26 protein-coding genes are annotated in these 25,173 nt (G+C 68.4%); 15 read left to right on the plus strand and 11 right to left on the minus strand.

What is annotated here, in order from left to right:
• Positions 1–268: 268 nt before the first annotated feature.
• Entirely contained in the window at positions 269–598 is a 330-nt protein-coding gene (locus tag OG817_RS38825) for an L-rhamnose mutarotase (RefSeq protein WP_360454002.1), read from the plus strand.
• Between the two features lie 178 nt (positions 599–776).
• Here the strand turns inward: OG817_RS38825 and OG817_RS38830 are convergent, their stop codons facing one another.
• Together OG817_RS38830 and OG817_RS38835 are read right to left on the minus strand one after the other, a co-directional pair.
• Positions 777–1,475 (minus strand): pirin family protein, encoded by a 699-nt coding sequence (locus OG817_RS38830; protein ID WP_406049940.1) that lies wholly within the window; start codon positions 1,473–1,475, stop codon positions 777–779.
• Between the two features lie 11 nt (positions 1,476–1,486).
• Positions 1,487–1,993, minus strand: coding sequence for a DinB family protein (locus OG817_RS38835; RefSeq protein ID WP_406049941.1), 507 nt, complete (start codon positions 1,991–1,993; stop codon positions 1,487–1,489).
• A gap of 240 nt (positions 1,994–2,233) precedes the next feature.
• Between OG817_RS38835 and OG817_RS38840 the strand changes: the two genes are divergently transcribed.
• The gene (locus OG817_RS38840; protein WP_406049943.1) at positions 2,234–2,482 is read left to right on the plus strand and encodes a hypothetical protein; all 249 of its coding nucleotides are present in this window, start codon (positions 2,234–2,236) and stop codon (positions 2,480–2,482) included.
• A 68-nt stretch (positions 2,483–2,550) separates the two neighbouring features.
• On the opposite strand, the gene OG817_RS38845 is transcribed toward OG817_RS38840, so the two are convergent.
• From OG817_RS38845 to OG817_RS38855, 3 genes are all read right to left on the minus strand, one after another.
• A complete protein-coding gene (locus OG817_RS38845; protein WP_406049945.1) occupies positions 2,551–3,939 on the minus strand; it encodes a S1C family serine protease in 1,389 nt (462 codons plus the stop codon).
• A 101-nt stretch (positions 3,940–4,040) separates the two neighbouring features.
• The gene (locus OG817_RS38850) at positions 4,041–5,696 is read right to left on the minus strand and encodes a sensor histidine kinase (RefSeq protein WP_406049947.1); all 1,656 of its coding nucleotides are present in this window, start codon (positions 5,694–5,696) and stop codon (positions 4,041–4,043) included.
• Entirely contained in the window at positions 5,693–6,385 is a 693-nt protein-coding gene (locus tag OG817_RS38855) for a response regulator transcription factor (protein ID WP_406049948.1), read from the minus strand. Before OG817_RS38855 ends, OG817_RS38850 begins: the two co-directional genes overlap by 4 nt.
• Before the next feature lie 138 nt (positions 6,386–6,523).
• On the opposite strand from OG817_RS38855, the gene OG817_RS38860 reads away from it, so the two are divergent.
• Positions 6,524–7,525: an acetamidase/formamidase family protein gene (locus tag OG817_RS38860; RefSeq protein WP_396397060.1), complete on the plus strand. Its 1,002-nt coding sequence runs from the start codon at positions 6,524–6,526 to the stop codon at positions 7,523–7,525.
• Here OG817_RS38860 and OG817_RS38865 read toward each other — a convergent pair.
• Positions 7,518–8,495 carry an LLM class F420-dependent oxidoreductase gene (locus OG817_RS38865; RefSeq protein ID WP_406049950.1) on the minus strand — a complete coding sequence of 326 codons (978 nt, stop codon included), beginning with the start codon at positions 8,493–8,495 and terminating at the stop codon, positions 7,518–7,520. The two genes, OG817_RS38860 and OG817_RS38865, sit on opposite strands and share 8 nt — an antisense overlap.
• Positions 8,492–9,400, minus strand: a complete 909-nt coding sequence (locus OG817_RS38870) for a DMT family transporter (protein ID WP_406049951.1) — start codon at positions 9,398–9,400, stop codon at positions 8,492–8,494. The genes OG817_RS38865 and OG817_RS38870 overlap by 4 nt, the downstream gene beginning before the upstream one ends.
• A gap of 89 nt (positions 9,401–9,489) precedes the next feature.
• On the opposite strand from OG817_RS38870, the gene OG817_RS38875 reads away from it, so the two are divergent.
• Positions 9,490–9,954, plus strand: coding sequence for an Lrp/AsnC family transcriptional regulator (locus OG817_RS38875; protein ID WP_406049952.1), 465 nt, complete (start codon positions 9,490–9,492; stop codon positions 9,952–9,954).
• A gap of 77 nt (positions 9,955–10,031) precedes the next feature.
• Positions 10,032–11,243: a pyrophosphate--fructose-6-phosphate 1-phosphotransferase gene (locus OG817_RS38880; RefSeq protein ID WP_406049954.1), complete on the plus strand. Its 1,212-nt coding sequence runs from the start codon at positions 10,032–10,034 to the stop codon at positions 11,241–11,243.
• A gap of 1 nt (position 11,244) precedes the next feature.
• Here the strand turns inward: OG817_RS38880 and OG817_RS38885 are convergent, their stop codons facing one another.
• Together OG817_RS38885 and OG817_RS38890 are read right to left on the minus strand one after the other, a co-directional pair.
• Positions 11,245–11,685 (minus strand): low molecular weight protein-tyrosine-phosphatase, encoded by a 441-nt coding sequence (locus OG817_RS38885; protein ID WP_396397054.1) that lies wholly within the window; start codon positions 11,683–11,685, stop codon positions 11,245–11,247.
• A 1-nt stretch (position 11,686) separates the two neighbouring features.
• The gene (locus OG817_RS38890; protein ID WP_360453966.1) at positions 11,687–12,073 is read right to left on the minus strand and encodes a phage holin family protein; all 387 of its coding nucleotides are present in this window, start codon (positions 12,071–12,073) and stop codon (positions 11,687–11,689) included.
• 205 nt (positions 12,074–12,278) lie between these two features.
• On the opposite strand from OG817_RS38890, the gene OG817_RS38895 reads away from it, so the two are divergent.
• Genes OG817_RS38895 through OG817_RS38930 form a run of 8 tightly spaced genes read left to right on the plus strand, consistent with a single transcriptional unit; the run spans position 12,279 to position 21,174 of the window.
• A complete protein-coding gene (locus OG817_RS38895) occupies positions 12,279–13,319 on the plus strand; it encodes a DUF4185 domain-containing protein (RefSeq protein WP_406049955.1) in 1,041 nt (346 codons plus the stop codon).
• On the plus strand, positions 13,316–14,041 hold the full coding sequence (locus tag OG817_RS38900) for a FadR/GntR family transcriptional regulator (protein ID WP_406049956.1): 726 nt from the start codon (positions 13,316–13,318) through the stop codon (positions 14,039–14,041). Before OG817_RS38895 ends, OG817_RS38900 begins: the two co-directional genes overlap by 4 nt.
• Positions 14,042–14,062: 21 nt before the next feature.
• The gene (locus OG817_RS38905) at positions 14,063–15,346 is read left to right on the plus strand and encodes an ABC transporter substrate-binding protein (RefSeq protein WP_396397050.1); all 1,284 of its coding nucleotides are present in this window, start codon (positions 14,063–14,065) and stop codon (positions 15,344–15,346) included.
• Complete coding sequence (locus OG817_RS38910; protein WP_396397049.1) at positions 15,343–16,272, plus strand: carbohydrate ABC transporter permease; 930 nt, start codon at positions 15,343–15,345, stop codon at positions 16,270–16,272. The genes OG817_RS38905 and OG817_RS38910 overlap by 4 nt, the downstream gene beginning before the upstream one ends.
• On the plus strand, positions 16,259–17,068 hold the full coding sequence (locus OG817_RS38915) for a carbohydrate ABC transporter permease (RefSeq protein WP_396397048.1): 810 nt from the start codon (positions 16,259–16,261) through the stop codon (positions 17,066–17,068). Before OG817_RS38910 ends, OG817_RS38915 begins: the two co-directional genes overlap by 14 nt.
• A 10-nt stretch (positions 17,069–17,078) precedes the next feature.
• On the plus strand, positions 17,079–17,906 hold the full coding sequence (locus OG817_RS38920; protein ID WP_406049957.1) for an SDR family NAD(P)-dependent oxidoreductase: 828 nt from the start codon (positions 17,079–17,081) through the stop codon (positions 17,904–17,906).
• Positions 17,903–19,117 carry an enolase C-terminal domain-like protein gene (locus tag OG817_RS38925; RefSeq protein ID WP_406049959.1) on the plus strand — a complete coding sequence of 405 codons (1,215 nt, stop codon included), beginning with the start codon at positions 17,903–17,905 and terminating at the stop codon, positions 19,115–19,117. Before OG817_RS38920 ends, OG817_RS38925 begins: the two co-directional genes overlap by 4 nt.
• A complete protein-coding gene (locus OG817_RS38930; protein WP_406049960.1) occupies positions 19,114–21,174 on the plus strand; it encodes a hypothetical protein in 2,061 nt (686 codons plus the stop codon). The genes OG817_RS38925 and OG817_RS38930 overlap by 4 nt, the downstream gene beginning before the upstream one ends.
• Positions 21,175–21,739: 565 nt before the next feature.
• Here OG817_RS38930 and OG817_RS38935 read toward each other — a convergent pair.
• Positions 21,740–22,408, minus strand: a complete 669-nt coding sequence (locus OG817_RS38935) for a GntR family transcriptional regulator (protein ID WP_406049961.1) — start codon at positions 22,406–22,408, stop codon at positions 21,740–21,742.
• A gap of 98 nt (positions 22,409–22,506) precedes the next feature.
• On the opposite strand from OG817_RS38935, the gene OG817_RS38940 reads away from it, so the two are divergent.
• Together OG817_RS38940 and OG817_RS38945 are read left to right on the plus strand one after the other, a co-directional pair.
• Positions 22,507–23,619, plus strand: coding sequence for a phage tail tip lysozyme (locus OG817_RS38940; protein ID WP_406049963.1), 1,113 nt, complete (start codon positions 22,507–22,509; stop codon positions 23,617–23,619).
• The gene (locus OG817_RS38945) at positions 23,612–24,208 is read left to right on the plus strand and encodes a PEGA domain-containing protein (RefSeq protein WP_406049964.1); all 597 of its coding nucleotides are present in this window, start codon (positions 23,612–23,614) and stop codon (positions 24,206–24,208) included. The genes OG817_RS38940 and OG817_RS38945 overlap by 8 nt, the downstream gene beginning before the upstream one ends.
• Here OG817_RS38945 and OG817_RS38950 read toward each other — a convergent pair.
• The gene (locus tag OG817_RS38950) at positions 24,192–25,064 is read right to left on the minus strand and encodes a dimethylarginine dimethylaminohydrolase family protein (protein WP_406049966.1); all 873 of its coding nucleotides are present in this window, start codon (positions 25,062–25,064) and stop codon (positions 24,192–24,194) included. The two genes, OG817_RS38945 and OG817_RS38950, sit on opposite strands and share 17 nt — an antisense overlap.
• Between the last annotated feature and the right edge of the window lie 109 nt (positions 25,065–25,173).

The following is a 25,173-nucleotide window of genomic DNA, read 5'->3' on the forward strand; positions in this document are numbered from 1 at the left end:
AACTCTCGCACGACGACGGATGGACACCTGGAACAGTCTTCGGCGTGTGGCTCACAGCCACGAGGGCGAAAGTACTCAACCCCTGCAAGTACGACGCCCGTGGCCCCCCTTCAGTTGGCCCCGGTACGCCGTTCGTCCGCGCCGGACCGGCCGTGGATCGCCAGGACGAATCAGGACCGAGACGCAGCGTGAATCACCGCGCCGGAGGTCTACCGCAATCGTGGAACGCCGTGAACGCAGGGTCACCACCGGCGTATTCTGCTCCTTTGTGACCCGCCTTGCTCTGCACAGCCGGCTGATTCCCGGCACCGAAGAGGCCTACGAGCTCGAGCACGCTCGCGTCTGGCCGGAACTGATCACCGTGATGCACGCCGCCGGGATCGCCGACTGGTCCATCTGGCGCAGCGGCAGCGATCTGTTCCACCTGGTCGAGTGCGACGACTTCGAGGCCGCCACTGCACAACTGCGCGACGACCCGGTCGACCAGCGCTGGCAGCAACACATGAGCCAGTTCGTCGCAGGCTTCGCCCAGAACCCAGAAGGCGTCGCCGGCCAGTCCCTACGCCACGTCTGGACAATGAGCGAGCAGACAACCTAGCGGACCGTCCCGCCGTACCGCAGACACGCGGCAACCCACCCCTTGCCCGCTGCGCACGAGAGGCGGGCATGGAGGGTTTGGACAGTACGTGGGGGATTGGGACAGGTTGTGATGTGTTCGAGGTGCCCGGATGATGTTCAAGGCCGCGCTTTGGGGCAGGTGGGTGGCGGGGGTGGGGCTAGTGCATTTCCCAGAGTAGGAGCTGTGCGCCGGCTGGGCCGGCGGTGATACGGGGTCCGTCGGAGGCGGTCAGCCGTGCGGCGTCCGAGGTACCCAGGTCACCGGCGCCTTCCAGGCTTGCCGTGCCCTGAGCGACGAAGAGATGGACGTACGGCGCGGATGGCAGGGCAACCGTGGCACCCGGAGCCAGCCGGGCGACGGACATTCCGGCGGAGCGCTGGTTGATGCGGATCGCGGCGCTGGCAGCGTGTTTCGGCAGACCGGAGGCGATCGGGACCAGTTCGCCGCTCGTCAGATCGATCTCGCTCTGCTGGTACGACGGCGGCAGGTCGAGCTCGTCCGGGCGGACCCACATCTGCACGTAGTGGACCGGCTCGGCGCCGTCGTTGCGTTCGGAGTGCCGGATGCCTGACCCGGCGCTCATCCGCTGCGCGAGACCCGGGTAGACCAGACCGCTGTGTCCCTGCGAATCCTGGTGCGCCAGAGCACCGCGCAGTACCCAGGTGACGATCTCGAGGTCCTGGTGCGGGTGCGTGTCGAAACCGGTGCCGGGGGCAACCGTCTCGTCGTTGTGTGCGAGCAGGAACCCGAACCCGACGTTCGCCGGGTCGTAGTGCGGCCCGAACGAGAACGAGTGCCGCGAGTCCAGCCACTCACTCGCGGTCTGGAAGCGATCGTCGGCCCGCCGGATCTCCATACTCACAAGCTCTAGTAATACCCCTTCTGGCCGTCGAGCAGCTCGCGCATGGTGTCGAGATGGCCGACGTGGCGGGCCGTCTCCTCGAGCATGTGGAGCAGCATCCACCGGAGCGTGGGCTGGTACTGCGAATCCTTCCCGATCTCGTCGAGTGAGTGCGCCGCCACGATCTCGTTCGATTGCGCGCACTGCGCCTCGAACTCGTCCAGCAACTGAGCCAGCGGTACGCCGTCCACCCGCATGTCGGCGTTCTCCGGCTCCTTCTGGAACTGCGGGTTGTCTGCCTCCGGCTCACCCAGAAAGATGACATTGAACCAGCAGTGCTCGGTCCATCGCATGTGCGACACCAGCCCCGCCGGCGTCATCAACGGCGACTCCGGAAACACCACCCGATGCTCGTCCGCCTCCGCCAGCCCGTCCAGCTTCCACCGCACCAGGGCCCGCTGCAGATCCAGCCACCCGATCAACAATGTGCGCTCATCAGCAACAAGGGGCGGCCGTTCCCGCGAAAGAGTCATGGCCGGACGCTAGCGTGCACCCCCGGCCACCGCACCGCATTTTGCTGCTCCCCAGCCGACCTAGGGTCGGGGGCTGTGGACATGACGACGCAGGAGTGGGTCGAGTCGGCGGCGGGTGGATCCGAAGGGCCGGCACTGTGAGCACCCGTCGTTGTTGATGACGCAGCTGCTCGGCTCCAGCTGGCGCAGGAGGACCAGCCACGGGAGTACCAAGCCTGGACCACACCGGACAGCGTGCGCGTGCCCGAGGTAACCGCACTGGCCTTGCTGCACGGGGCTGAGACCGGACTGCGCTTCGCCGACCTCTACGAGAAGGCAAGCGGGCGGGCGCTCTCGCCGGACCGCCAGTACTGGTTCCTGCTGGACGCGTTCGCCTACGCGCCCGACGCGCAGAAGGTCGCCGAACCGTGGCGCGGACTCGGCCGCACCGACCTGACCCCGCAACTCCTGCAGACCCGACTCGAGAACTACCTGGAAGCTGTGTGCTGACAGCAAAAAAGGGACTGCGGCCGCTCGGTGGGCGGCCGCAGTCCCAACCAGGGAGGAATGCCGTGGTGTCAGCCGGTCGGGTTGCCGTTGTCGGACCCGAGGGTGGCGGTCACCGACTGGGCCTTTCCGTTGCGGGTGAAGTCGATCTTCACCTCATCGCCCGGGCGGTGCGAGCGGACCGCGGCGACCAGCGCGTCCCCTGACGAGATCGCCTTACCGTCCACAGCGGTGACCACATCACCCGCTTGCAGACCGGCCTTGTCCGCCGCACCGCCGGACGTTGCCTCGCCGAGGCGTGCCCCTGAAGAGAGCCCGTCGGAAGACTGCGCGTCGCCGACCGTCACTCCGAGCCGTGCATGCGTGGCCTTGCCCTTGGCCACCAGCTCGTCGATGATCGGCTTGGCCTGGTCGATCGGGATAGCGAAGCCCAGGCCGATGTTGCCGCCTTCGGATTGTCCCGATCCACCGGCGGTTTTGATCGCGCTGTTGATTCCGACCACCTGGCCGGCGAGGTCGATGAGGGCGCCGCCGGAGTTTCCGGGATTGATCGCGGCGTCCGTCTGGATTGCTGGGAAGACCGTCGTACTGTCCTGCTGCTCGTCGCCGGAGGTGACCGGGCGGTTCAGCGCCGAGACGATCCCGCTCGTCACGGTCGCCTCGAGGCCGAACGGCGAACCGATCGCCACCACGCCCTGCCCGACGCCGAGCTTGCCGCTCTGACCCAGAGTTGCCGGGGTGAGGTCGGTCGCGTCGGCGTGGATCACGGCCAGGTCGGTCAGCGGGTCGGTGCCCTTGATCGTGGCCGGTACAGTGCGCCCGTCGTTCAGCATCACGGTGATCTGCGCACCGGCGCCGCCGCCGGCGACCACGTGGTTGTTGGTGACGATCAGGCCGTCCTTGCTGATCACGATGCCGGACCCGGTCGCCGCGCCCTGCTGGGACGCGACGGCGATCTTCACCACGCTCGGCAGCACCTTCGCGGCGGCGCTCTGCACCGAACCGTCCGGTGCGGCGGCGGGAGCCGCCTGGTTGCCGTTCAGCGGCGCCGTCACCGACGGAGTCGCGCTGGAGTCATTGGTCGCCGAGTACACAGCCGCACCACCCACGCCGCCCGCGGCGCCGACCAGAAGCGCGGTCAGCGCCACCGCCGCCAGGCCACGCCGCTTCGGCTTGGCAGGCTGCGGCTGGTGTGCCGGCTGCGGGCCGAAAGGCGGCCAGTTCGAGCCGGGAGGCGTCCCCTGATGCGTCCCCGGCGCTCCGAACTGCGGGTAGGCACTCCCACCTGAAGGGTGCTGACCCGGTCGCTGCTGACCACCGAGCGGCGCGTACTGCTGCTGCTGGTGCTGTCCGTAACCAGACAGCGGCAACTGCTGCGTCCGGTCCGGCCCTTGCTGCTGCGGGTTCTGGCCGGGCTGGTTCTGCGGCTGGTGCGGCTGGTGCGGCTGGTTCTCGGTCATGAGAAGTACTGTGCGGGCTGGACCTGAGAAGGCCCTGAAGATCCCGTCAAAGCAGCCGAAGAACTCCATGAAGATCCCCTGAAGGATCAGTCAAGGCGCTGTCAGCGAGTCTGCGTGGCCGCGTGCGGCAGCCACAGCGTGAACTGCGCACCAGCGCCCGGGAGGTTGCGGGCGTAGATCATCCCGCCGTGCTGCTCGGCCGCGTGCTTCACGATCGCCAGCCCCAGCCCCGAACCGGGCCTGCTGCGCGCCTCACTGGACCGGTAGAACCGCTCGAACACGTGCGGCAGGTCCGCCTCGGCGATCCCCGAGCCGGAGTCCGTCACAGTCAGTACGCCGTCCAGCAGCCGGACCGTGACGAGGCCGGACGGTTGCCCATCGCTGCGCTGGGTGCCGTCCTCGGGGAGGCTGTACTTCGCCGCGTTGTCGAGCAGGTTGGTCACCGCGCGTCCGAGCAGTCGTTCGTCACCCCACACCGGGAACGGTGTGAGCTGGACGTCCCACTCCAGCCCCGGTGCACGGCGCCGTACCTTGATGACGGCGTCCTCGACCACGTTGGACAGCTCGATCAGCTCGGCGTTGCGGACCTGCGGTGTGTCGCGGGCCAGTTCGGTGAGGTCGCCGATCAAGGTGGTCAGCTCGTCCATCTGTGCGCGTACGTCGTCCAGCAGTTGCTGCCGGTCCTCGGGCCGGAGGCCACCACGCTGGTCGGCCTGGGCCAGCAGATCGAGGTTGGTCCGGATGCTGGTGAGCGGCGTCCGCAGTTCGTGCCCGGCGTCGCCGACCAGCCGCCGCTGCCGATCCTGTGATCGGGCCAAAGCCGCGAGCATCGCGTTGAAGGCCTGGGCCAAGCGGGAGATCTCGTCCGACCCGGACACCGGGATCGGCTTCAGATCCTCGGTCTGCGCCACATGCTCCGCCGCACCGGTCAGCCGGGCCAGTGGCCGGAGCCCGGACCGCGCGATCGCGTTGCCGGCCAGCGCCGCACCGATCACCCCGATCAGGCCGAATGCCCACAGCACCACACCGAGGTTGTGCAGCGTCCGGTCGATCGGCGCCAGCGACTGGGCCACCACCAGCGCGGCCGGCTGGTAGAGCTCGGGATTGACCTGGCAGTCGGCGCGCAACGGACAGTAGTGCGCGGGTACGGCGACCACGCGGAAGTGCGAGCCGCCGTTGCGGACGCCGACGGTCCGCAGACTCGCCTCGTTTCCCTGCGCCTGGGCGACCGCGACCTCGTCCGGGCCCATCGGCGGGACCGGGCTGTTCGCCGCCCCGAACTTCTGGCCGTCCGCTCCGATCATCCCGACCCGGATGTCGCTGAGGCCGAGCGCGTCGGAGGAGACGTTCTGCAGATTCTCGAGGTTGGTCAGGACGCCCTTCTGCGCGGCCTGGGCGACCCGGTTGGTCAGGCTGTCGTCGAGGTTCTGGTACATCTGCTGGCGCACGGTCATGTACGCCGCGACGCTCACGATCGCGACGGCCAGACCGACCGCCACCGCGGCCAGCAGGGTGACCCGGGCGTGCAGGCTGAGGGTGTGGACCTTCTCCTGCCACCAGTCCTGGGTCCGGGCCGCGGTCGCGACCATCCGGTTGCCGTTGCCGTTGCCGTTGGCAACAGGCTGACCTGGCTGAGCGGGCTGTGGTAGTGGTCCGGACGGCTGCGGCCGGGGTGAACGCGGCGCAGCACCGGACTGAGCGGCGCCCGGCGGACGGCCGGCGTACGAGGGGAAGTCGTCGGGGTGTTGCTTGCTCACGGTGGGGTGTCTCTCAGCACATAGCCGATACCGCGGACGGTGTGGATCAGCCGGGGCAGGTTGTTGACCTCGGTCTTACGGCGCAGATAGCCGATGTAGACCTCGAGGGAGTTGGCGGTGGTCGGGAAGTCGTAACCCCAGACCGCGTCCAGGATCACCGCGCGCTCGAGCACTCGGCGCGGGTTGCGGATCAGCAACTCGAGCAGGGAGAACTCGGTCCGGGTGAGGGGGATCGGTACGTCGCCGCGGTGCACCTCGTGCGCGTCCACGTCGACCACGAGGTCGGCGTACTGCAGGATCTCGCCGCGCTGGCCGCCCTCGCCGGGCGTGCTGCTGCGGCGGAGCAGGGCGCGCAGCCGGGCCAGCAACTCCTCGAGTGCGAACGGCTTCGTCAGGTAGTCGTCGCCGCCGGCGTCGAGGCCGTCGACCCGGTCCGCGACCGCGTCCCGGGCGGTCAGCACCAGGATCGGGATGTTGTTGCCCGCGGCCCGCAGGGCCTTCGTGGTCTCCAGGCCGTCCAGGCGCGGCATCATCACGTCCATCACCACGACGTCGGGTTCGACGTTGCCGATCACGGCCAGCGCCTCGGCGCCGTCGGAGGCCGTCACCACCTCGAAGTCGTTGAACTCCAGGGAACGGCGCAGCGAGTCCCGGACGGCCCGGTCGTCGTCCACCACCAGTACGCGCATCGTGCTCCCCGCTCGGCCTGAGTCCGGACAGCCCGGAATGACCGTCCGCGTTTCGAGATTAGGCCGTCTCTGTGAGAATCGCCTGAGAACCCGCTGATCGCTCGCCCAATCCCGCCGTACGCCGTAGGTTGCTGACTCGTGGACATCCTCGACTTCAGCCCCGAGCCCGAGCAGTTCGCCTGGACCTTCGGCGGGGTTCCGCCGGTGCGCCGGATCAAGCCGGGCACCGCCCTGCGGTTGTGGACCGAGGACGCGTACTGCGGCACGCTGCGCAGCACGACGGACCTGGCCAGCGCCTCGCTGAAGATGCCGTTCGTGAACCCGCAGACAGGCCCGTTCTACGTCGAGGGCGCCGAGCCGGGGGACACCCTGGTGCTGCACTTCGTCGACCTGACGCCGGCCCGGACCTGGGGCGTGTCCGCGACCATCCCGTACTTCGGCGGCCTGACCAGCACCGACCGGACGGCGACGTTGCAGGACCCGCTGCCGGAGCGGACCTGGATCTACGAGGTCGACTCGGACAAGCAGACCGTCGGGTTCCAGGCGCAGGGCAGCGACCTGGAGCTCGCGCTGCCGATGGAGCCGATGCTGGGCACGGTCGGTGTCGCGCCCGCCGCGGGTGAGGCGCGCTCCTCGCTGGTCCCGGACATGTTCGGCGGCAACATGGACACGCCGGAGATGCGGGCCGGTGCGACCTGTTACCTCAACGTGAACGTCGAGGGTGCACTCTTCTCGGTCGGCGACGGGCACTACCGCCAAGGCGAGGGCGAGTCCTGCGGGACCGCGGTCGAGGGCGCGATGAACGTCGTACTGATCGTGGATCTGGTGAAGACGCCGGGACCGGTCTGGCCGCGGATCGAGAACGACGAGTACCTGGCCGTGGTCGGGTCGAGCCGGCCACTCGAGGACGCCTGGCGAGCCGGCCAGGTCGACATGGTGCACTGGCTCGGTTCGCTGTACGGGCTGGACAAGCTGGACGCCTACCAGTTGCTCAGCCAGATCAGCGAGGTCCCGCTGGCCAACGTGGTCGACGTGAACTACAGCGTGGTCACCAAGGTCCCGAAGCGCCTCCTGCCGGCCGCGGACGTCTACACCGGCATCCACCAGCACCTGCGCGAGCTGGCGGCCACCCTCAGCTGAACGCCGGTACGACCTCCTCCGCGAACCGTTGCAGCGGCTCGTGGTCGTACGCGACGCCCGGGATGTAGACGATGACGTACTCGACGCCGGCCTCGGCCAGCTGCTCGATGTGCGCGCTGAGCTCCTTGGTCGTGACGATTCCGGCGCGAAGGTCCGGCGGACCACCACCGGCGCCGATCTCGGTGAACTCCTGGACGCTGTAGCGGCCACGGGCCTTCGCCGTCGCGGCCGCCGGATCGGCGCCGGACTCGATCGGGAACACGTTGATACTGGTCGATTTCACGATCGCGTCGTAGTCCCGGCCGAGCTCGTCGCAGTGCGCGCGCAGTACGGCCAGCTTCTGCTCGACCAGCTCGGGCTTGCCGCTGCCGAAGTTGCAGGCGTCGGCGTACTCGGCGACCAGCCGGAGGGTGACCTTCTCACCGCCGCCACCGATCCAGAGTGGTGGTTGCCGGCGTGGCTCGACGTACGGCCGGTCGACCGAGTGGTACTTGCCCTGGAAGACGACGTCCTCCTCGTGCCACAGCCGGTGGATCAGCTCGACAGCCTCGGTGAACGAACCCATCCGGTCCTTGAGTCCGGTCCACGGGTACCCGTAGGCCTTCCACTCGTGCTCCGACCACCCGGCGCCGATCCCGGCGTACAGGCGGCCGTGGCTGGCGACGTCGACGGTGGCCGCGATCTTCGCGTAGAGCGCGGGGTTGCGGTAGCCGTTGCAGCCGACCATCTGGCCGATGTTCACCCGCTCGGTGTCGCGGGCGAGAGCCGCCGTCGCCGTCCAGGCCTCGAAGACGGTCTCGCGGACCGGCTCGGGGACCGTGTGGAAGTGGTCGAACAACCAGATCGAGTCCCAGGGCCCCGCGTCGGCGGCGCGCGCGACAGCCGTCATGGCCTCCCACTGCTCGACCGGGTCCTTGATCTCGACCAGGTCCATCCGCCAGCCCTGCGGTACGAAGACGCCGAACTTCATCGGATCCTCCGGGTACGACGTGAGATCGCGACGCCAGTGAGGCACAAAGCACCGCCGGCCAGTGCGAGCAGAGCGGGAGCCTCACCGAGGAACAGCCAGCCAAGGGCGATGGCGACGACCGGTACGGCGTACACCGTGGCGCCCATCTTGCCTGCGCTCGTCCGCCGGAGAGCGAACGCCCAAGTGGTGAAGCCGAGCGCGGTCGGGAAGACAGCCAGATACACCGCCCACCAGATCGTCCCGGCGCTGGCGGAACCGAGCTCGTCGATCAGGGTGGGAGCGAACGGGAGGCAGACGACCGCGCCGATCGTGCAGGCGAGCCAGGTCACCTCTGCCGCGGGGAGCCGGCTCAGCAGCGGCTTCTGCGTCACCACGCCGATGGCGTACGACGCGGCGGCGGTGATGCAGAGGACGACGCCCCAGGTTTCCGCTCGGCCGGTGGAGGTCGACGTACCGATCAGCACGATGCCGCCGAACGCGACCAGGCTGCCGATGATGACCTGGCGGGGGAAGCCTTCGCCGAGGGTGAGACCGGCGAGCAGGGCGATCAGCAGCGGGGCGATGTGGACGAGCATGGCCGCGGTGCCGGCGTCGAGGCGGCGTTCCGCCTCGTTCAGCGCGAGGTTGTAGACGCCGAACCAGAGCAGGCCGCAGGCCAGCAACTGCGGCCAGTCGCGCTTGCCCGGCCAACGGCGTTCGGGGACTTCCCGCCGGGGACGGAGGAACAGGAACGCACCGAGGAGGACGCTGCCGAGGCCCAGGCGGATCAGGGCCAAGGCACCGGCGGAGAACTCGGTGCCGACATGCCGGATGGCGACGAACGACGAGGCCCAGAGCACGACAGTCACGGCCGCTGCCCCGGTCGCCAGCCCCTTCTGGGGCGGTGCTTCCACGATGGTTGCCACGTGATTACCCTAGAAATCGCATCAGCTGTTTCCCATGGCGAAACGAGCCAAGGAGCCAACTCATGGTTGCCGGAACGAACGTAGAGGGCGTGCAATCCCTTCAAACTGACAAGCCGCTGCTCGACGCCCTGAATGTTCGGTTGCTGACCGAGCTGACAGCGGATCCGCGGCTGCGCACCACCGAACTGGCGCGCCGGCTCGGAGTCTCGGCGCCGACCGTGCGGGAGCGGGTCACCCGGCTGGAGGAATCCGGCGTGATCCGCGGCTACCGGCTCGAGGTCGACCCGGCCGCGCTCGGGCTGCCGGTCGCGGCCTGGGTGCGGCTGCGTCCCGGTCCCGGTCAGATCCCGAGGGTCATCGAGCTGGCCGCGCGAACACCGGAAGTCGTCGAGTGCCACCGCATCTCCGGTGAGGACTGTTTCCTGATGCGCGTCCAGGTCGCCGCCATCGCCAGTCTCGAGGACGTGCTCGACAAGTTCCTCGTCCACGGCCAGACGACCAGCTCCTTCGTCGTCTCCACCCCGGTGCCGCCCCGCTCGGTGCCGCTGGAGTGAACCCCAACCACCGCTGAGAGTGGTCTGCCTCACTAGGCTGTTGGCGACTTCAGCGACCTCTGGAAGGACCCTGGACCATGGCTGCCGACAAGTCTGTCCGCAGAGTTGCCCTGCTCACCGCCGGCGGGCTCGCGCCGTGCCTGTCGTCCGCCGTCGGCGGGCTGATCGAGCGCTACACCGAGGTGGCGCCCGACGTCGAGATCATCGCCTACCTGAACGGGTACCACGGCCTGCTCGGCGGCCGGTACGTCGAGGTGACGCCGGAGGTACGGGAGAAGGCGTCCCGGCTGCACAAGTTCGGCGGCAGCCCGATCGGGAACAGCCGGGTCAAGCTGACGAACACCGCCGACCTGGTCAAGCGCGGCCTGATCGCCGAGGGCCAGAACGCGCTCCAGGTCGCGGCCGAGCGGCTCGTCACCGACGGCGTCGACGTACTGCACACGATCGGCGGTGACGACACCAACACCACCGCGGCGGACCTGGCGGCGTACCTGCACGAGCACGACTACGACCTGACCGTGGTCGGCCTGCCGAAGACGATCGACAACGACGTGATCCCGATCCGGCAGAGCCTGGGTGCGTGGACCGCGGCCGAGCAGGGTGCGCTGTTCGCCCGCAACATCATCGGCGAGCACAGCTCGAATCCCCGGATGCTGATCGTCCACGAGGTGATGGGCCGCAACTGCGGTTGGTTGACAGCGGCAACGGCCCGGGAATACCGCGACTGGTGGAAGCAGCAGGAGTGGAACCCGGGCATCGGCCTGGACGCGGCCGGCTGGGACGTGCACGCGGTGTACGTGCCGGAGGAGACGATCGACCTGGACGCCGAGGCGGAGCGGCTCGGCAAGGTGATGGACGAGCACGACTGCGTCAACATCTTCCTGTCCGAGGGCGCCGGCGTGGAGTCGATCGTGGCCGAGCTGGAGGCCCGCGGCGAGGAGGTCGGCCGGGACCCGTTTGGTCACGTCAAGCTGGACACGATCAATCCGGGTGCCTGGTTCGCCAAGCAGTTCGCCGAGCGGATCGGCGCCGAGAAGACGATGGTGCAGAAGAGCGGCTACTTCAGCCGTTCGGCCGCGTCCAACGACCGCGACCTGGCCCTGATCAAGGAGTGCACCGACTACGCCGTCGACGCGGCGCTGCGCGGCGAGAGCGGTGTGGTCGGCCACGACGAGGAGCGCGGCGACGAACTGCGCGCGATCGAGTTCCCGCGGATCGCCGGCGGCAAGAAGTTCGACCCGGGCGTCGACTGGTTCGTCGCCTTCAAGTCGGAGATCGACCAGCCGTAGGTCAGGCCCTGGTCCGGAGGCGGTCGACCCAGGCGTCGGCCGCCTTCTCGATCTGCGCGAGGACGTCGTCGAACCCGTCGTCGTCGCCGTAGTACGGATCGGGTACGTCGACGTCCGCGAACAACTGGATCGGGACGGCCGCACGACCTCGCCGGGTCAGCGCGGACAGGTGTCCCGAGTCCATCGCGAGGACGAGATCGCGCTCCGCGAACCACCCGGCCCGGAACTCCCGGGCCCGATGCGCACTGCCGTCGTACCCGCGCCGGCGCAGCGCCGCCGCGGCCCGCGGGTCCATCGGGTCGCCGACATGCCACCCGCCCGTGCCCGAGCTGGTGACCTGTACGTCGTCGATCCCGGCCTCCGCGAGCTTCGCCCGCAGCACGACCTCCCCGATCGGCGACCGGCAGATGTTCCCGGTACACACGATCTCGACCCGTCTCATGTCACTTGATCTCCGCCTTGTCCGGGAGGACGGCGTTGAGGATCACCCCGACGACGGTGATGATGAACGCGCCGAGCAGCGCGTTCCAGAAGCCGTCGACGTGGAACTGCACGTCCAGCTTCCCGGTGATCCACGAGGTGAGCAGCAGCATCACCGCGTTGATGACGAAGGTGAGCAGCCCCAGCGTCAGGATGATGAACGGGAGCGACAGTAGCTTCACCACGGGCTTCACGATCGCGTTCACCACACCGAAGATCGCGGCGACGATCAGCAGCGTGAGGATCCGCCGGCCCGTGGTCGCACCCTGCAGAGTGATCCCGGCGACGATCCAGCTGGCGATCGCCAGCGCGACCGCGTTGGCGAGCAGCCTGATGACCAAGTTCTTCATGCGGTCGATCCTCCCACCCCACCGGTAGCGTCAAGCCCCCGTATGCGCCCTGATCCAACCCTGAGTCTTGACACGCTAATGACCAAGTGATCTGATCATTTTCATGTTTCGACGTCGGTGGGTAGCTGCGGTCGGAGTGGTGTCGTTGACCGCTGGAGCAATCAGTTCGCCCGCGGTTGCCTCCGGGACACCGGATTGCAGCGCGGTGCGAAGCAACTGGTCGGCGACCGCGGAGCCGCACGCCGCGCCCGAGTCGCTGCTGAACGCCTACAGCAACACCGGCACGGGCTGGACCGGTGCGGACAGCACCTACTCGGTCCAGCTGCCCGGAGGCCGGACCGCCTGGGTCTTCTCGGACACTTTCCTCGGCCCCGTCAACCCGGATGGCGGCCGTCCGACCACGACGCCGTTCATCAACAACTCGTTCGTGGTCCAGCAGGGCAAGACGCTGAAGACGGTCACCGGCGGTACGCCGGCCAACCCAACGGCGCTCCTGCCACCGCCCGCCAACGGCTGGTACTGGGTCGGCGCGGCAGCGACCAGCCACGCCGGTCGGTACCTCGACGTCACCGCACTGCGGTTCGAGAAGACCGGTCCGGGTCAGTGGGACTGGCACTGGGCCAGCAACTACCTCGCGCGGTTCGACAGCAAGACGCTCAAGCTGCGCTCGCTCACCCCGCTCCCGTCGGCCGCCAATGTGCAGTGGTCCGCCTGGCTGCTGAGCGACCGCGGCTACACCTACATCTACGGTGTCGAGGACCTGGGCAGCTCGAAGTACCAGCATGTCGCTCGGGTCCGTGGCGATGACCTGACCGCGAAGCCATGGGAGTACTGGACCGGCTCCGGCTGGTCGGCGGACGAGACCGCCTCGGCCCGAGTGCTGGAGGGCGTTGCCAACGAACACAGTGTGACGCGCTGGCACGACGGCTATATGCTGGTCACCCACGACACCACCGAGCTGTTCAGCAAGCGCGTCCTCGGGTACTTCTCCTGCTCGCCGACCGGTCCGTTCGTGAAGCCGGTCGAGCTCTACCAGACCCCGGAGACCGGAGCCACCGGGAGCTATGGGAACGCCAACATCATCACGTACAACTCCCACGACCACCCGGACCTGCGCCGCGGCGACACGCTCCTGGTCAGCTACAACGTCAACAGCCTCGACGCCAACACCGACCTGTACGCCGACGTGAGCATCTACCGGCCCCGGTTCGTCGGAGTGACGCTGACCCCGGCGGGAGCACAGTGAGCTCATCGGGTGGCGTCGTACGCCGTAGCCTTCTCGACGACCTGGCCGCGTCGATGCTGGCGCTGATCGCCGACCGCAAGCTGTCGTCCGGTGACCAGTTCGAGTCGGTGCGATCGCTGGCCGACCGCTTCAAGGTCGCCGTACCGACAGTGCGGGAGGCGCTCCGCAGGCTGGAGGCCACCGGTGCCGTCGAGCTCCGGCACGGATCAGGCGTGTACGTCGGTCCGCACGTCGGCCGACTGGTCTTGGCCAACCCGCTGGCTCCGACGCCGTCAGCAGACCGCCTGGTCGAGTTGCTGCAGGCGCGGGCGCTGATCGAGCCACCGGTCGCCGCAGCGGCCGCGCGGGTGCGCACAGAGGCCGCACTGCAGCAGATGGAGCGTGACCTGGCCGCTGCGGCCGAGCTGATCGAGACCGGCGACCACGCCCAGTTGGCCGAGGTCAACATGGACTTCCACCGCTCGCTCGCGCAAGCGTCCGGGAACGCGACGCTGGCCGAGGTGGTCGAGTCCGTGACGGTCGTCAACGTCCGCGAGCAGTTGGAGATCCTGCACATCCACGGCGACCGGCAGACCGATCTGGACGAGCACCGGGCCATCCACGCGGCCGTCGTGGCCGGCGACTCCGAGCTGGCCGAGCGGCTGACTCGCGAACACCTCGACGGAGTTCTTGCCGTCATCAACGAACGTGTCAACCCGCCCCAAGACCCCAGCACCCCCTGAGAGCTGAGAGGACGCACCACAATGCGACGCATCACCAATCGGAAAGCACTGACCGCTCTGGCGGTGGCCGGCGCGCTCGTGCTGTCCGCCTGCGGGGGCAATGGCGGCTCGAGCGCCGCCAAGGGCGAGGACAAGCCGGTCGACTCGCTGAAGTTCTACAACGACAAAGGCGGCTGGAAGGACGCCTTCGTCCAGGTCGGCGCGGCCAGCAAGAAAGACATCGGAGTCGGGATGGAGCCTGTCGGCTACTCCGACTCCAATACCTACACCGCGTTCATCCGGTCCTCGTTCCGGACCAAGGAGAAGGCGGACCTGTTCAGCTGGCACACCGGCAAGGAGCTTCAGGATCTGGTGGACCAGAAGCTCGTCGCCGAGACCACCGACCAGTGGACCAAGGCAGTTGCTGACGGCAACATCCCGGAGCAGCTGAAGCAGTACTTCACCTTCGACAACAAGCAGTACTGTCTCCCACTGCTGGCGGGCTACTGGGTGATGTACTACAACAAGTCCGTCTTCAAGAAGGCCGGGATCACCGAGACGCCGAAGACGTGGCAGGAACTGATGACGGTGGCCGACAAGGTCAAGGCCGTCGGGGTGAAGCCGTTCTACCAGACCAACATCCTGTTCAGCTTCGTCTGGTTCGAGACGCTGCTGGCCGGCAAGGACCCGGACCTGTACGACGCCCTGGCCACGGGCAAGGCGAAGTACACCGACCCGGGTGTGGTCGAGGTGATGAACGAGTGGAAGAAGATGATCGAGGCCGGCGACTTCAGCGACCCGGGATCGAAGACCGAGCCGCAGGCGCAGCTGAAGAGCGGCGCCGTGGGAATGATCAACTTCGGCACCTGGTTCAGTGGCAACCTGAACACGCTGAAGATGAAGGCCGGCACGGACTACGACTTCTTCCTCATCCCGAACGTGAATCCGTCACTGCCCAAGACCTCGATGATCTTCGAGACCGGTCCGGTCTGCTCGGCCGCCGGAAGTGACCATGCCTCGACGGTGAAGAAGTGGACCGACTGGTGGGTCACGCCGCAGGCGCAGACCGCCTGGGCGAACGCCCGCGGCGACCTGTCCTTCAACCCGAAGGCCGAGGTCAAGGACCCGGGGCTGGCGGCGCTGAACAAGGACGTCGGCGGCGACGGCTACCGGCTGATCAACCGCTGGTTCGAGGCGACACCGGTGCCGGTGGCGAACAAGGCGCTCGAGGTGTTCGGCGCGTTCGTCACCAAGCCGGGCGATCCGATGCCGGGCCTGCAGAAGATCCAGGCCGAGGCGGACGCGTACTGGGCCAAACAGAAGTGACCTCGACGATCGAGCGGCCGGCACCCGTCAAGCGCCGCACGACTGGACAGCAGTCGGCGCGGACGGGTGCCCGGGCCGCGCCACTGTTCGGCCTGCCGGCCGTGGCCGTGGTCGCACTGCTGCTGTACCTGCCGTTCCTCTGGACGACGTACGTCAGCTTCACCGACTACGACGGCCTGGCTTCACCGATCTGGTCCGGGCTCGCGAACTACAAGGCGATGTTCAGCGACCCGGACCTGGTGGGTGCACTGGTCAACACGCTGCTGTGGGTCGTCGGCATGGTGACTCTGCCGGTGGTGCTCGGGTTGCTGATCGCCGTACTGACCTATGGGCACAAGTGGGGCACGTGGCTGCGGTTGCCGTTCCTGCTGCCGTACGCGATCTCCGGTGTGGCCGTGGGTGTCATCTGGGGCTTCGTACTGCAGCCGGACGGCGCGCTCGGCCAGATGCTGGGGTTCTTCGGCCTCCCCGGTGCGCACACCGGCTGGCTGCAGGCCGGTCCGGGCAACACGCTGATGATGATCGTGGCCGTCACCTGGCAGGCGGCCGGTGTGAACGCACTGCTGTTCGTGGTCGGGCTGCAGTCCATCCCGGCCGAGCCGCTGGAGGCTGCCAGGCTGGACGGCGCGGAGGGCTTCCGGCTGTTCCTGCACCAGCTGTGGCCGCAGCTGCGGCCGATCACCACGGTCGTCATCGGCCTGTCGATCGTCGCCAGCCTGAAGACGTTCGACGTGGTGTGGGTGATGACGCAGGGCGGTCCCGGTACGTCGTCGGAGACGCTCGCGTTGTCGATGTACAAGGAGACGTTCGTGCTGAACGACTACGGCCAGGGCGCCGCGATCGCGTTGTTCCTGAGCCTGGTCACCTTTGCTGCGTCGATCCTCTATCTCCGCTACCAGTTGGGAGATTCGCGTGAGCAGGGTTAAGACTCCGTTCCTCGTCGTACTCGGGCTGATCTGGCTCGCGCCGGTGTACCTGCTGATCGTGAACGCGTCCAAGCCCGTCGACGGGTACGACGCGGCGACCGTGTGGAAGCCTGCCGGGTTCTCGCTGTTCACGAACTTCGCGGACGCGTGGAACAAGGCGGCACTGGGCGACACGCTGGTGGCGACCACGCTGTACAGCGTGATCGCGCCGGTGCTCGCGGTTCTGATCGGTGCGGCCGCCGGCTACGCGATCGTCGTACTGAAGCTGAAGCGCGGATTCCTGTGGTTCGTGTTCATCTTCGGGGGCACGATCTTCCCGCTGCAGATGATCCTGATGCCGCTGTTCTCCGGGTACGCCGACTCCGGCCTGTACGACACCCGGGTCGGGATGATCATCGTCTACACCGCGATCACCGTGCCGTTCTCGGCGTTCGTGATGCGGAACTTCTTCACCGGGATCGCGCGGAGCGTGTTCGAGGCCGCGGTGGTCGACGGCGGCGGACTGTTCCGGATCTTCCGCAGCATCTACCTGCCGATGGCGGGCTCGGCGCTGGCCGCGATCTTCATCCTGCAGGCGACGTTCGTCTGGAACGACCTCTTGCTCGGCCTGACCTTGAGTCAGTCGGAATCGGTCCGCCCGATCATGCCCGCCCTCACCGGCCTGCAGAGCACGTACGGCGGCGCCGCCCTGCCCACCGTCCTGGCCGGCGGACTCCTGGTCTCCCTCCCCACCGTCATCCTCTTCCTCGCCGCGCAACGCTTCTTCTCCCGGGGCCTCGCCCTCGGCCAGTTCTGAAAGGACACATATGTCGCAGGATCCTGGCGCCGCCGTCGGTGGCGAAGTGCAACGCGCCGCCTCCGGCGGCGGGGTGGGGGGTGGCCGCACAGTCGTCGTGACCGGTGGGGCTGCCGGGATCGGACGTGGTGCCGTGGAACGGTTTGTTGCCGCCGGTGATCAGGTGGTTGCCCTGGATCGGGATGCGGATGCCCTCGCTTCCCTCCAGGACGAACTGGGTGTTCGGGGGATCTCGGTCGACGTTGGTGACCGGGGTGCCTTGACAGCAGCTGCGGAGCAGCTCGACAGCGTGGATGTGTTGGTCTGTGCGGCTGGCATTCAGCGGTATGGGACTGTCGTGGATACGCCGCCCGCTGTCTTCGACGAGGTGATGGCGGTGAACGTCGGCGGAGTGTTCTTTGCGTGTCAGGCGTTTGTGCCGAAGCTTCCACGCGGCGGGAGTGTTGTGGTGGTTTCCTCGGTGCAGGCCTATGCCGCGCAGACGAGGGTGGCGGCGTACTCGATGGGGAAGGGCGCGTTGCTCAGCCTGGTGCGGGCGATGGCGGTCGACCACGCCGCGGACGGGATCCGGGTGAACGCGGTCTGCCCGGGCTCGGTGGACACCCCGATGCTGCGGACGTCCGCGGCACAGTTCGGTGGCGGGCGATCGACCGACGAGGTGGTCGCCGAGTGGGGTCGCTCGCATCCGCTCGGCCGGGTGGCGACACCCGGAGAAGTTGCCGAGGTCATCCATTTCCTGGCCTCGCCGGGCGCCGCGTTCGTCACCGGCGCGGACGTAAAGGTGGACGGCGGGCTGACCGCCGGACTGGCCGTCGTACTGCCGGAGGACGCCAAGTGAAGATCGTCGACATCCGCGCCACCACCGTCACCATGCCGCTCGAGGCGCCGCTGCGGCACAGCAACGGCGCGCACTGGGGGCGGTTCGTCCGGACCGTCGTCGAGGTCGAAGCCGACAACGGCCTGATCGGCCTGGGCGAGATGGGCGGCGGCGGCCAGAGCGCCGAGGCCGCCGTCACCGGACTCAAGCCCTACCTGGTCGGCCATGACCCGGCCCGCACCGAGGCGTTGCGCTGGATGCTCGCCAACCCGACGGCGAGCCTCTACAACAACCGGACCCAGCTGCTCGCCGCGATCGAGTTCGCCTGCCTCGACCTGCAGGGCCGGGAGCTCGGCGTACCGGTGCACGAACTGCTCGGCGGCAAGGTCCGCGATCGGGTGGAGTTCGCCAGCTACCTGTTCTTCCGGCACCCGGCCGACGACGGCACCGGTGAGATCCGGACCGCCGAGCAGCTGGTGGACCACGCGCGGTCGCTCGTCGACGACCATGGCTTCCGCGTGCACAAGCTGAAGGGCGGCGTGTTCCCGCCGGACTACGAGCGGGAGTGTTTCCGCGCGCTGGCCGAGGCGTTCCCCGGGCACCGGGTCCGGTTCGACCCGAACGGCGCGTTCAGCGTCGAAGAGGCGATCCGGTTCGCCCGCGGCATCGATGACCTCGACAACGACTACCTCGAGGACCCGACCTGGGGCCTGAACGGCATGCGGCGGGTCCGCGAGAACACTCCGATCCCGCTCGCCACCAACACGGTGGTCGTGAACTTCGAGCAGCTCGCCGCGAACGTGCTCGACCCGGCCGTCGACGTCATCCTGCTGGACACCACGTTCTGGGGCGGCATCCGGCCGTGCATCAAGGCGGCCGGCGTCTGCGAGACCTTCCAGCTCGGGGTTGCCGTGCACTCCTCCGGCGAGCTCGGCATCCAGCTGGCGACGATGCTGCACCTGGGCGCCGTGGTTCCGAACCTGGCCTTCGCCGCGGACGCGCACTACCACCACCTGCGCGACGACATCATTGTCGGAGGCAAGCTTCCGTACGACGGCGGGTCGATCGCCGTACCGGAGGCTCCTGGGCTCGGGGTGGAGCTGGACCGCGACAAGCTGGCCGAGTACGCCGAACTGTTCCGCGAACTCGGCCCGTATCCGTACGACCGGGATCCGGCGCGCCCGGACTGGTACCCCCTCCTCCCGAACACCGATTGGGCAGACCCCTCATGACCATTCCTCGTTCCGCCGATCTGGCGAGCGACGTTCTGACGCATACGTACGACGACATGTTCAACCCGCCCGGGCTGACGAACTTCCTGGGCACCGCACAGGTCGATCTGGACGTGTTCGCGGTCCGCAGCGTGAACTTCCCGCCGTACTCGCACGGCGACTGCATCACCGGTCAGCTGTACGTCGACGGCCGGCTGGCCCGGTCGTACGGCGGCACGGTCGAGGTGGTGTGGCGGCCGGACTGCGTGGTGCGGTCGACGACGGTCGATGGGCTCCACCTGCGCTCGACCACCGCGTGTGCGCCCGGTCGCCCGGCGGTCGTCGTACAACTGGAGGTTTCCGGGACACCAGGCCGCTCGGTGCGTCTGGGCCTCGCACTGGACAGTACGGCGACTCGTTCGCCGAGCGGCTGGCTGAAGCCGGAGCCGCCGTCGGAGCCGAACACAGTGCGTGCCGACGGCGAGCGTGTCGTCGGAACAGGGGAGTCCGGGTCCGCGGTGAGTGTGCAGGGTCTCGACGTACCGGGTTCCGTGGACCGGTCGATGCTCGAAGCAACGATTACGCTGGACTCGGCGGGTCGTGGCCGGTTGGCGTACGTCCATGTGCTGGCGGGCGACCTGGCCGAGGCTTCCGCGCATTTCGACGCGTGTGTGGCCGACGTACCGGCGGTGATCGTGGACGCGGAAGTCCTGTGGGACAAGGCGTTGGCGGATGCGTTCGACCCAACGAGTGATGGCTTCAGCGGGTCGCTGCCGATCCTGGAGACGTCGAACGAGGCGTTGCGGAAGCTGTACTGGTGGGGCGTGCTCGGGGTGATCTGGTTCCGGCGGGACAACCCGGCCAGTGTGCTCGGACGGACGTACGACACGTTGATGCCGCGGTACTGGCAGACCACGACCTTCATCTGGGACTACAGCCTCTCGTCGTTGACCCACGCGCTGCTCGACCCGGCGCCGATGCGCAAGCACATCGAGCACTGGATCGATCTCGACACGCACGCGCACTTCGGCACCGAGTGGCTGACCGGCGGGCCGGTCGGGTACTGGTACTCGGTCAACGACTTCGCCATGACGCGGCTGGTGCGGGACTACGTCCGCTTCACCGGGGACGCCGGGTTCCTGGACACCGAGGTGGGCCGGGAAGTGGCGCACAAGCCGGTCGGCGAGCATCTGCACGATTGGGCCACCGCCTGGCGCGGACTCCGCGGCAAGCACGCACTGGCGGACTACGGCGGCATCGACAACCTGATGGAGTGCGTCAGTAGCTACGTGCACGAGGTCGCGAGTTTCAACGCCGCCAACGTGTGGTGTCTGCGGGTCGCGGCCGAGGTGGCCGAGCGGTCCGGCGACGAGGACCGGGCGGCGTTGCTGCGCAAGGAGGCCGACGAGCAGGTCGGTCATGTCAACGAGCTGTACATCGAGGGCAGCGGCTTCTGGCACGCACGGCAGCCCGACGGCGCGATGATCCCGGTGCGGCACTGCTACGACTTCAACATCGTCGGTACGACGATCGCCGCCGACCTCTCGGAGAACCAGCGGACCGAGATGGTCGACTTCTTCCAGCGAGAACTGCAGACCCCGACGTGGATGCGCGCACTCTCGCCGTACGACGCCGACGCGGCCTTCAGCGTGCGGCCGGATCACCAGTGGAACGGTGCCTATCCCGCCTGGCCGGCTGATGCCGGTCGCGCGTTGTTCCAGCTGGGGCGGGCGGACGTCGTACTGGACTGGCTGCCCGGTCTGGCGAAGTCGGCCAACCAGGGGCCGACCGGTCAGGCGCACTTCGTCGAGGAGGCGGTCCCGGCCATGGCCGGTGGAGCGCGCAAGTCGCCGCCGCAGTTCCCCTACCTGATCGACTGGTCGTGCTCGTCGTCCGGCTCCTGGGTCAGCCTGGTCCTGGAGGGTGTCTTCGGTGTCGAGGTCGGCCTCGACGGAACGGTCACCGCGAACCCGCAGGTCGCCGCCCTGGACCCCAACGCCCGCCTCACCGGCCTCCGCATCGGCTCCAAGGCCTACGACATCACCGCCACCGGCGCAACCCCCACCCCACCAGCCTGACCCACTCCCACCCCACCCTGCCGTTCCCCACCCCACCCCGCCCTTCCCCACCCCACCGCCCTACCCCGTCGTCCTCCCTCCCCAACCTGGCTGGTGGGTTGACCCACGAGCCTGTGGGTTGGCCAGCCGCACGCGGTGGGCCAACCCACACGCGGGTGGGTCCACCCACCAGAGCGGGTCGGGCGAGGGGTGGGCTGGGGCGAGGGTGGGGTGGGTCCACCCACCGGAGTCGGACGGGAGTGGGCGGGTCGGGGCGGGTACGGGCGCGGGTGGGTCCACCCACCAGAGCGGGTCGGGCGAGGGTGGGCTGGGGCGAGGGTGGAGTGGGTCCACCCACCGGAGTCGGACGGGAGTGGGCGGGTCGGGGCGGGTACGGGCGCGGGTGGGTCCACCCACCAGAGCGGGTCGGGCGAGGGGTGGGCTGGGGCGAGGGTGGGGTGGGTTCACCCACCAGAGCGGGTCGGGCGAGCGTGGGCCGGGGCGAGGGCGGGGTGGGTTCACCCACCAGAGCGGGTCGGGCGAGCGTGGGCCGGGGCGAGGGCGGCGTGGGGCGAGGGTGGGGTGGTTAGGCGTGGGGTAGGGCGATGGCTTCGAGGAGGGACTCCTCGGCGCCGGCGAGGTGGCGGCGGAGTTCGTCGACGCATTCGTCCAGTTCGCCGCGTTCGAGCAGGCGGACCAGTTTGCGGTGGGACGCGACCTGTTGGCGCGCGTCCTGCCGCAGCGCGTCCACGCGGGCCAGTGCGAGTCGCGCCTCGCCGGTGACCGAGTCGGCGGTTGCGATGAGCCGCTCGCTGCCGGTGAGCGCGACCAGGCTGCGGTGGATCGCCAGGTGCGTCTCCGTCATCGCCTCCGGGTCCGCGCCGTCCTTGGCGGTCGCGGCGAACGTCCGCATCGCCTCCCGGACCCGCTCGCGTGCGGCCTCGTCCGCGTCGAACCACGCCCGGATCCCGGCCGACTCCAGCACGAACCGGGCCCGGCAGATGTCCGCCACCGCGTCCGGGTGCAGGATCGCGACGCTCACGCCCTTGTTCGGCTCGCGGACCGCGAGGCCCTCGGTGACCAGCATGGTCATCGCCTCACGAACGGTGCTCCGGGCAACGCCCAGCGCCTCGGCCAGCGGCTGCTCGCGCAATGGCGTACCGGGCTGGAGGTCGCCGGCGAACAGAGCGGAGCGCAGGGCGTCGACCACCCGGTCGACTGTCGTCGAGCGATCCACCCGCAGCCGTTCGTACATAGGGCGATTCTCGTCCAGGCAGGGTCCGTTGTCGCGCCCGGCACCCCCCTGTGGATAACTCGCGACGCGTAAGGGCCCATTTCAGGCAGGATTTTCGGGTGGGTGACATCAAGGTCGTGCCGATCATCGGCGGCGTCGTGGCGGCGCTGTTCCTGCCGCTGCTGATCGTGCTGGCGCTGATCGTTGTCGGCCTGGCCGGGATGGATACGGCGGAGGCGCAGTGCGATCCGGCCGGCCTGACGGGCAAGGGCAATCAGCAGCAGGCCTTCAACTTCTTCGTCTCGGCCGGCTACAGCAAGGAGCAGGCCGCGGGCGTGGTCGGCAACCTGATCACCGAGTCCAGCGTCGAGCCGGCACTGCGGCAGGGCGACCTACCAGGGACGGTCACGCATCCGGCCGACGTCGTCGACAGCTCGCTCGGGTGGGGCCTGGTGCAGTGGACTCCTGCGGGGAAGCTGATCAAGCCGGCCCGGGACGCGGGTGTCGACGACGCGACGATCGAGTCGCTCGAGTTCCAGTTGGACTTTCTCAAGGACCAACTCGACGGTGACGGGCCGGTGCCGGAGAAGGCCGCCGGTGACCACCTGAAGGCCGCCACGACCGTCGACGAGGCGACGTTTGCCTTCGGCTACCACTTTGAGCGCTTCGCTGATCGCGACGACCTGGCCGGCGCCAACTGGGCCCAGCGCAAGGCCGATGCCCGCACTGTCCTGGAGCGGTACGGCGACGGCGCGAGTGCTGGAGAGTGCGACGGTGGCATCGTGCAGACCGCGCTCGCCCTCGCCTGGGACACCCCGGGCCACGGCCACGACCCGAAACCGGGGTACGCGGCGGCCGAGGCGGCGTACAACGGCTCCAAGGGGTACGACGAGTTGACCGACTGCGGTGTCTTCGTGGCGACCGTGATGGTGATGAGTGGCGCCGACAAGGATTACGTACGCCGGCTCACCAGTAGCCAGCGGGAGTACGTGCGATCGTCCCCGAAGTACGAGGTGTTCGAGGACCTGACCAACGAAGGGGAATTGCGACCCGGCGACAGCTTCGTGCATGACGGTCACACGTTCATCTACACCGGCAACTACACGGGCGGCGACGGGAAGACGTACAACGCGGCGTCGGCCTCGCTGACCGAGCATGTGCCGGAGGCGTCGCGCGTGTACTTCTCCGACTCGCGCGGCCACTACACCGTGGCGCGGAGGTCAGATGGCTGAGAAGTTGTGGATCGTCTTGGGTGTCATCGCCTTGTTGATCGGTGGCTTCCTGGTGTTCCGCGGGGACGCGGAGCACACGCTGACCATCAAATCGATCCCGAACGACCTCGCCCTCACGCTGGACGGCCGACAGATCCCGGCGAACGGCGACGTTGCGGTGAAGGCCGGTCGGCACAGGTTGACCGGTGAGCGGCACGGGTTCGCGACGTACACCGAGACCGTCGAGGTCCACGCGGACGCCGGCTACAAGATGTACCTGTTCGCCAACGACGCCGAGGGCCGTGCCTGGGAGACGGCTCATCCCGCCCAGGTGCTGGAGACGGAGTCCGACGCCGGCCGCCGGTTCGACGAGCTCAATGGACGGCTCGAGGCGAAGTACCCGCTTCTGCAGGAACTGCCCTTCGTCGGCCGCGGCTTCACCATCGACCAGGGCGTCTCCCGGGCTCATCCGGGAGACCCCGAGCACCTTGCCTTCTACGTCAAGGTGACCTATCCCGAGGGACGGAAGAACGCCCGCGACTGGCTCACCGGCCACGGGTACGACCCTGACGACCTCGAGCTCATCTACTCGGTCATGCCGGGAGGATGAGCTCGCCGCCCGGGGTGGTGATCGAGTGCAGCGGGAAGTCGAGCGGGTTGGTCAGGCACCGGGCGGACCCGCCGGCCTTGTGGAACTCGGTCAGGTCGAGGACGACCACGCGCAGTCCGAGTCCGCTGAGTACGTCGTGCAGGCGCGACGAGCAGGACGGCATGATGATCGTCTCGTTCACCACGATCGAGTTGGCGCTGAACGCGAATGCCTCGTCGTCCGTCAGCACGATCGGGTCCAGCACGAGGTCGAACAGCGCCGTCTGGCTCGCCGGGTCGAACGCCGCCGGGTAGACCATCGCGTGGGTGCTGTCGACCGGGCAGAACGGCAGGTCGAGGTGGTACATCCCCTCGTGCGCGATCCGCAGCCCGCGGACGCGGACGTTCCACTCGGTGGCCAGGTGCTTCAGGGCGTCCGCCTCGGTGCGCGGACCGTAGCCGACGACCAGGCTGTCGCCGAACACGAACGCGTCGCCGGACTCGAAGTGCGGCCCGACGCCGTCGCTGCCGGGCCGGCCGAGTGCGAACCCCTGGCCGACGAACCAGTCACCCGCGGTCAGCGACTCCCTCCGGCGCGGCTCGAACCGCATGTGCGAGAGCATCGCGCGGCCGTCCGCCGCCGCGAGGCCCAGGTTCATCGCGTAGACCATATCCGGCGAGTCCGGTCGCTGCGGCAGCACCTCGACCTCACCGTCGGCGTCCACGATCGCCTGCCGCAGCGAGTCCCACTGCTTCAGCGCCAGCTCGGGATCCGGCTGATCATGCGTCGACATGTAGGGATTGATCACGTAGTCGATCCGGAAGTGGTCCGGACGGACCATCAGATACCGGCGACCCCACTCCAGCGGCTGACCCATGAACACCCTCCAGCTGACCGTTGAGACCTCAGTGCAAGATCCCCTGATTGTCCGACAATCAGTCAGTGTGCAACCAGTATCCCGGTCCGCGCAAGATGAGGTTTCGCGA

It is taken from the genome of Kribbella sp. NBC_00889 (assembly GCF_045207705.1).
Lineage (GTDB): Bacteria > Actinomycetota > Actinomycetes > Propionibacteriales > Kribbellaceae > Kribbella.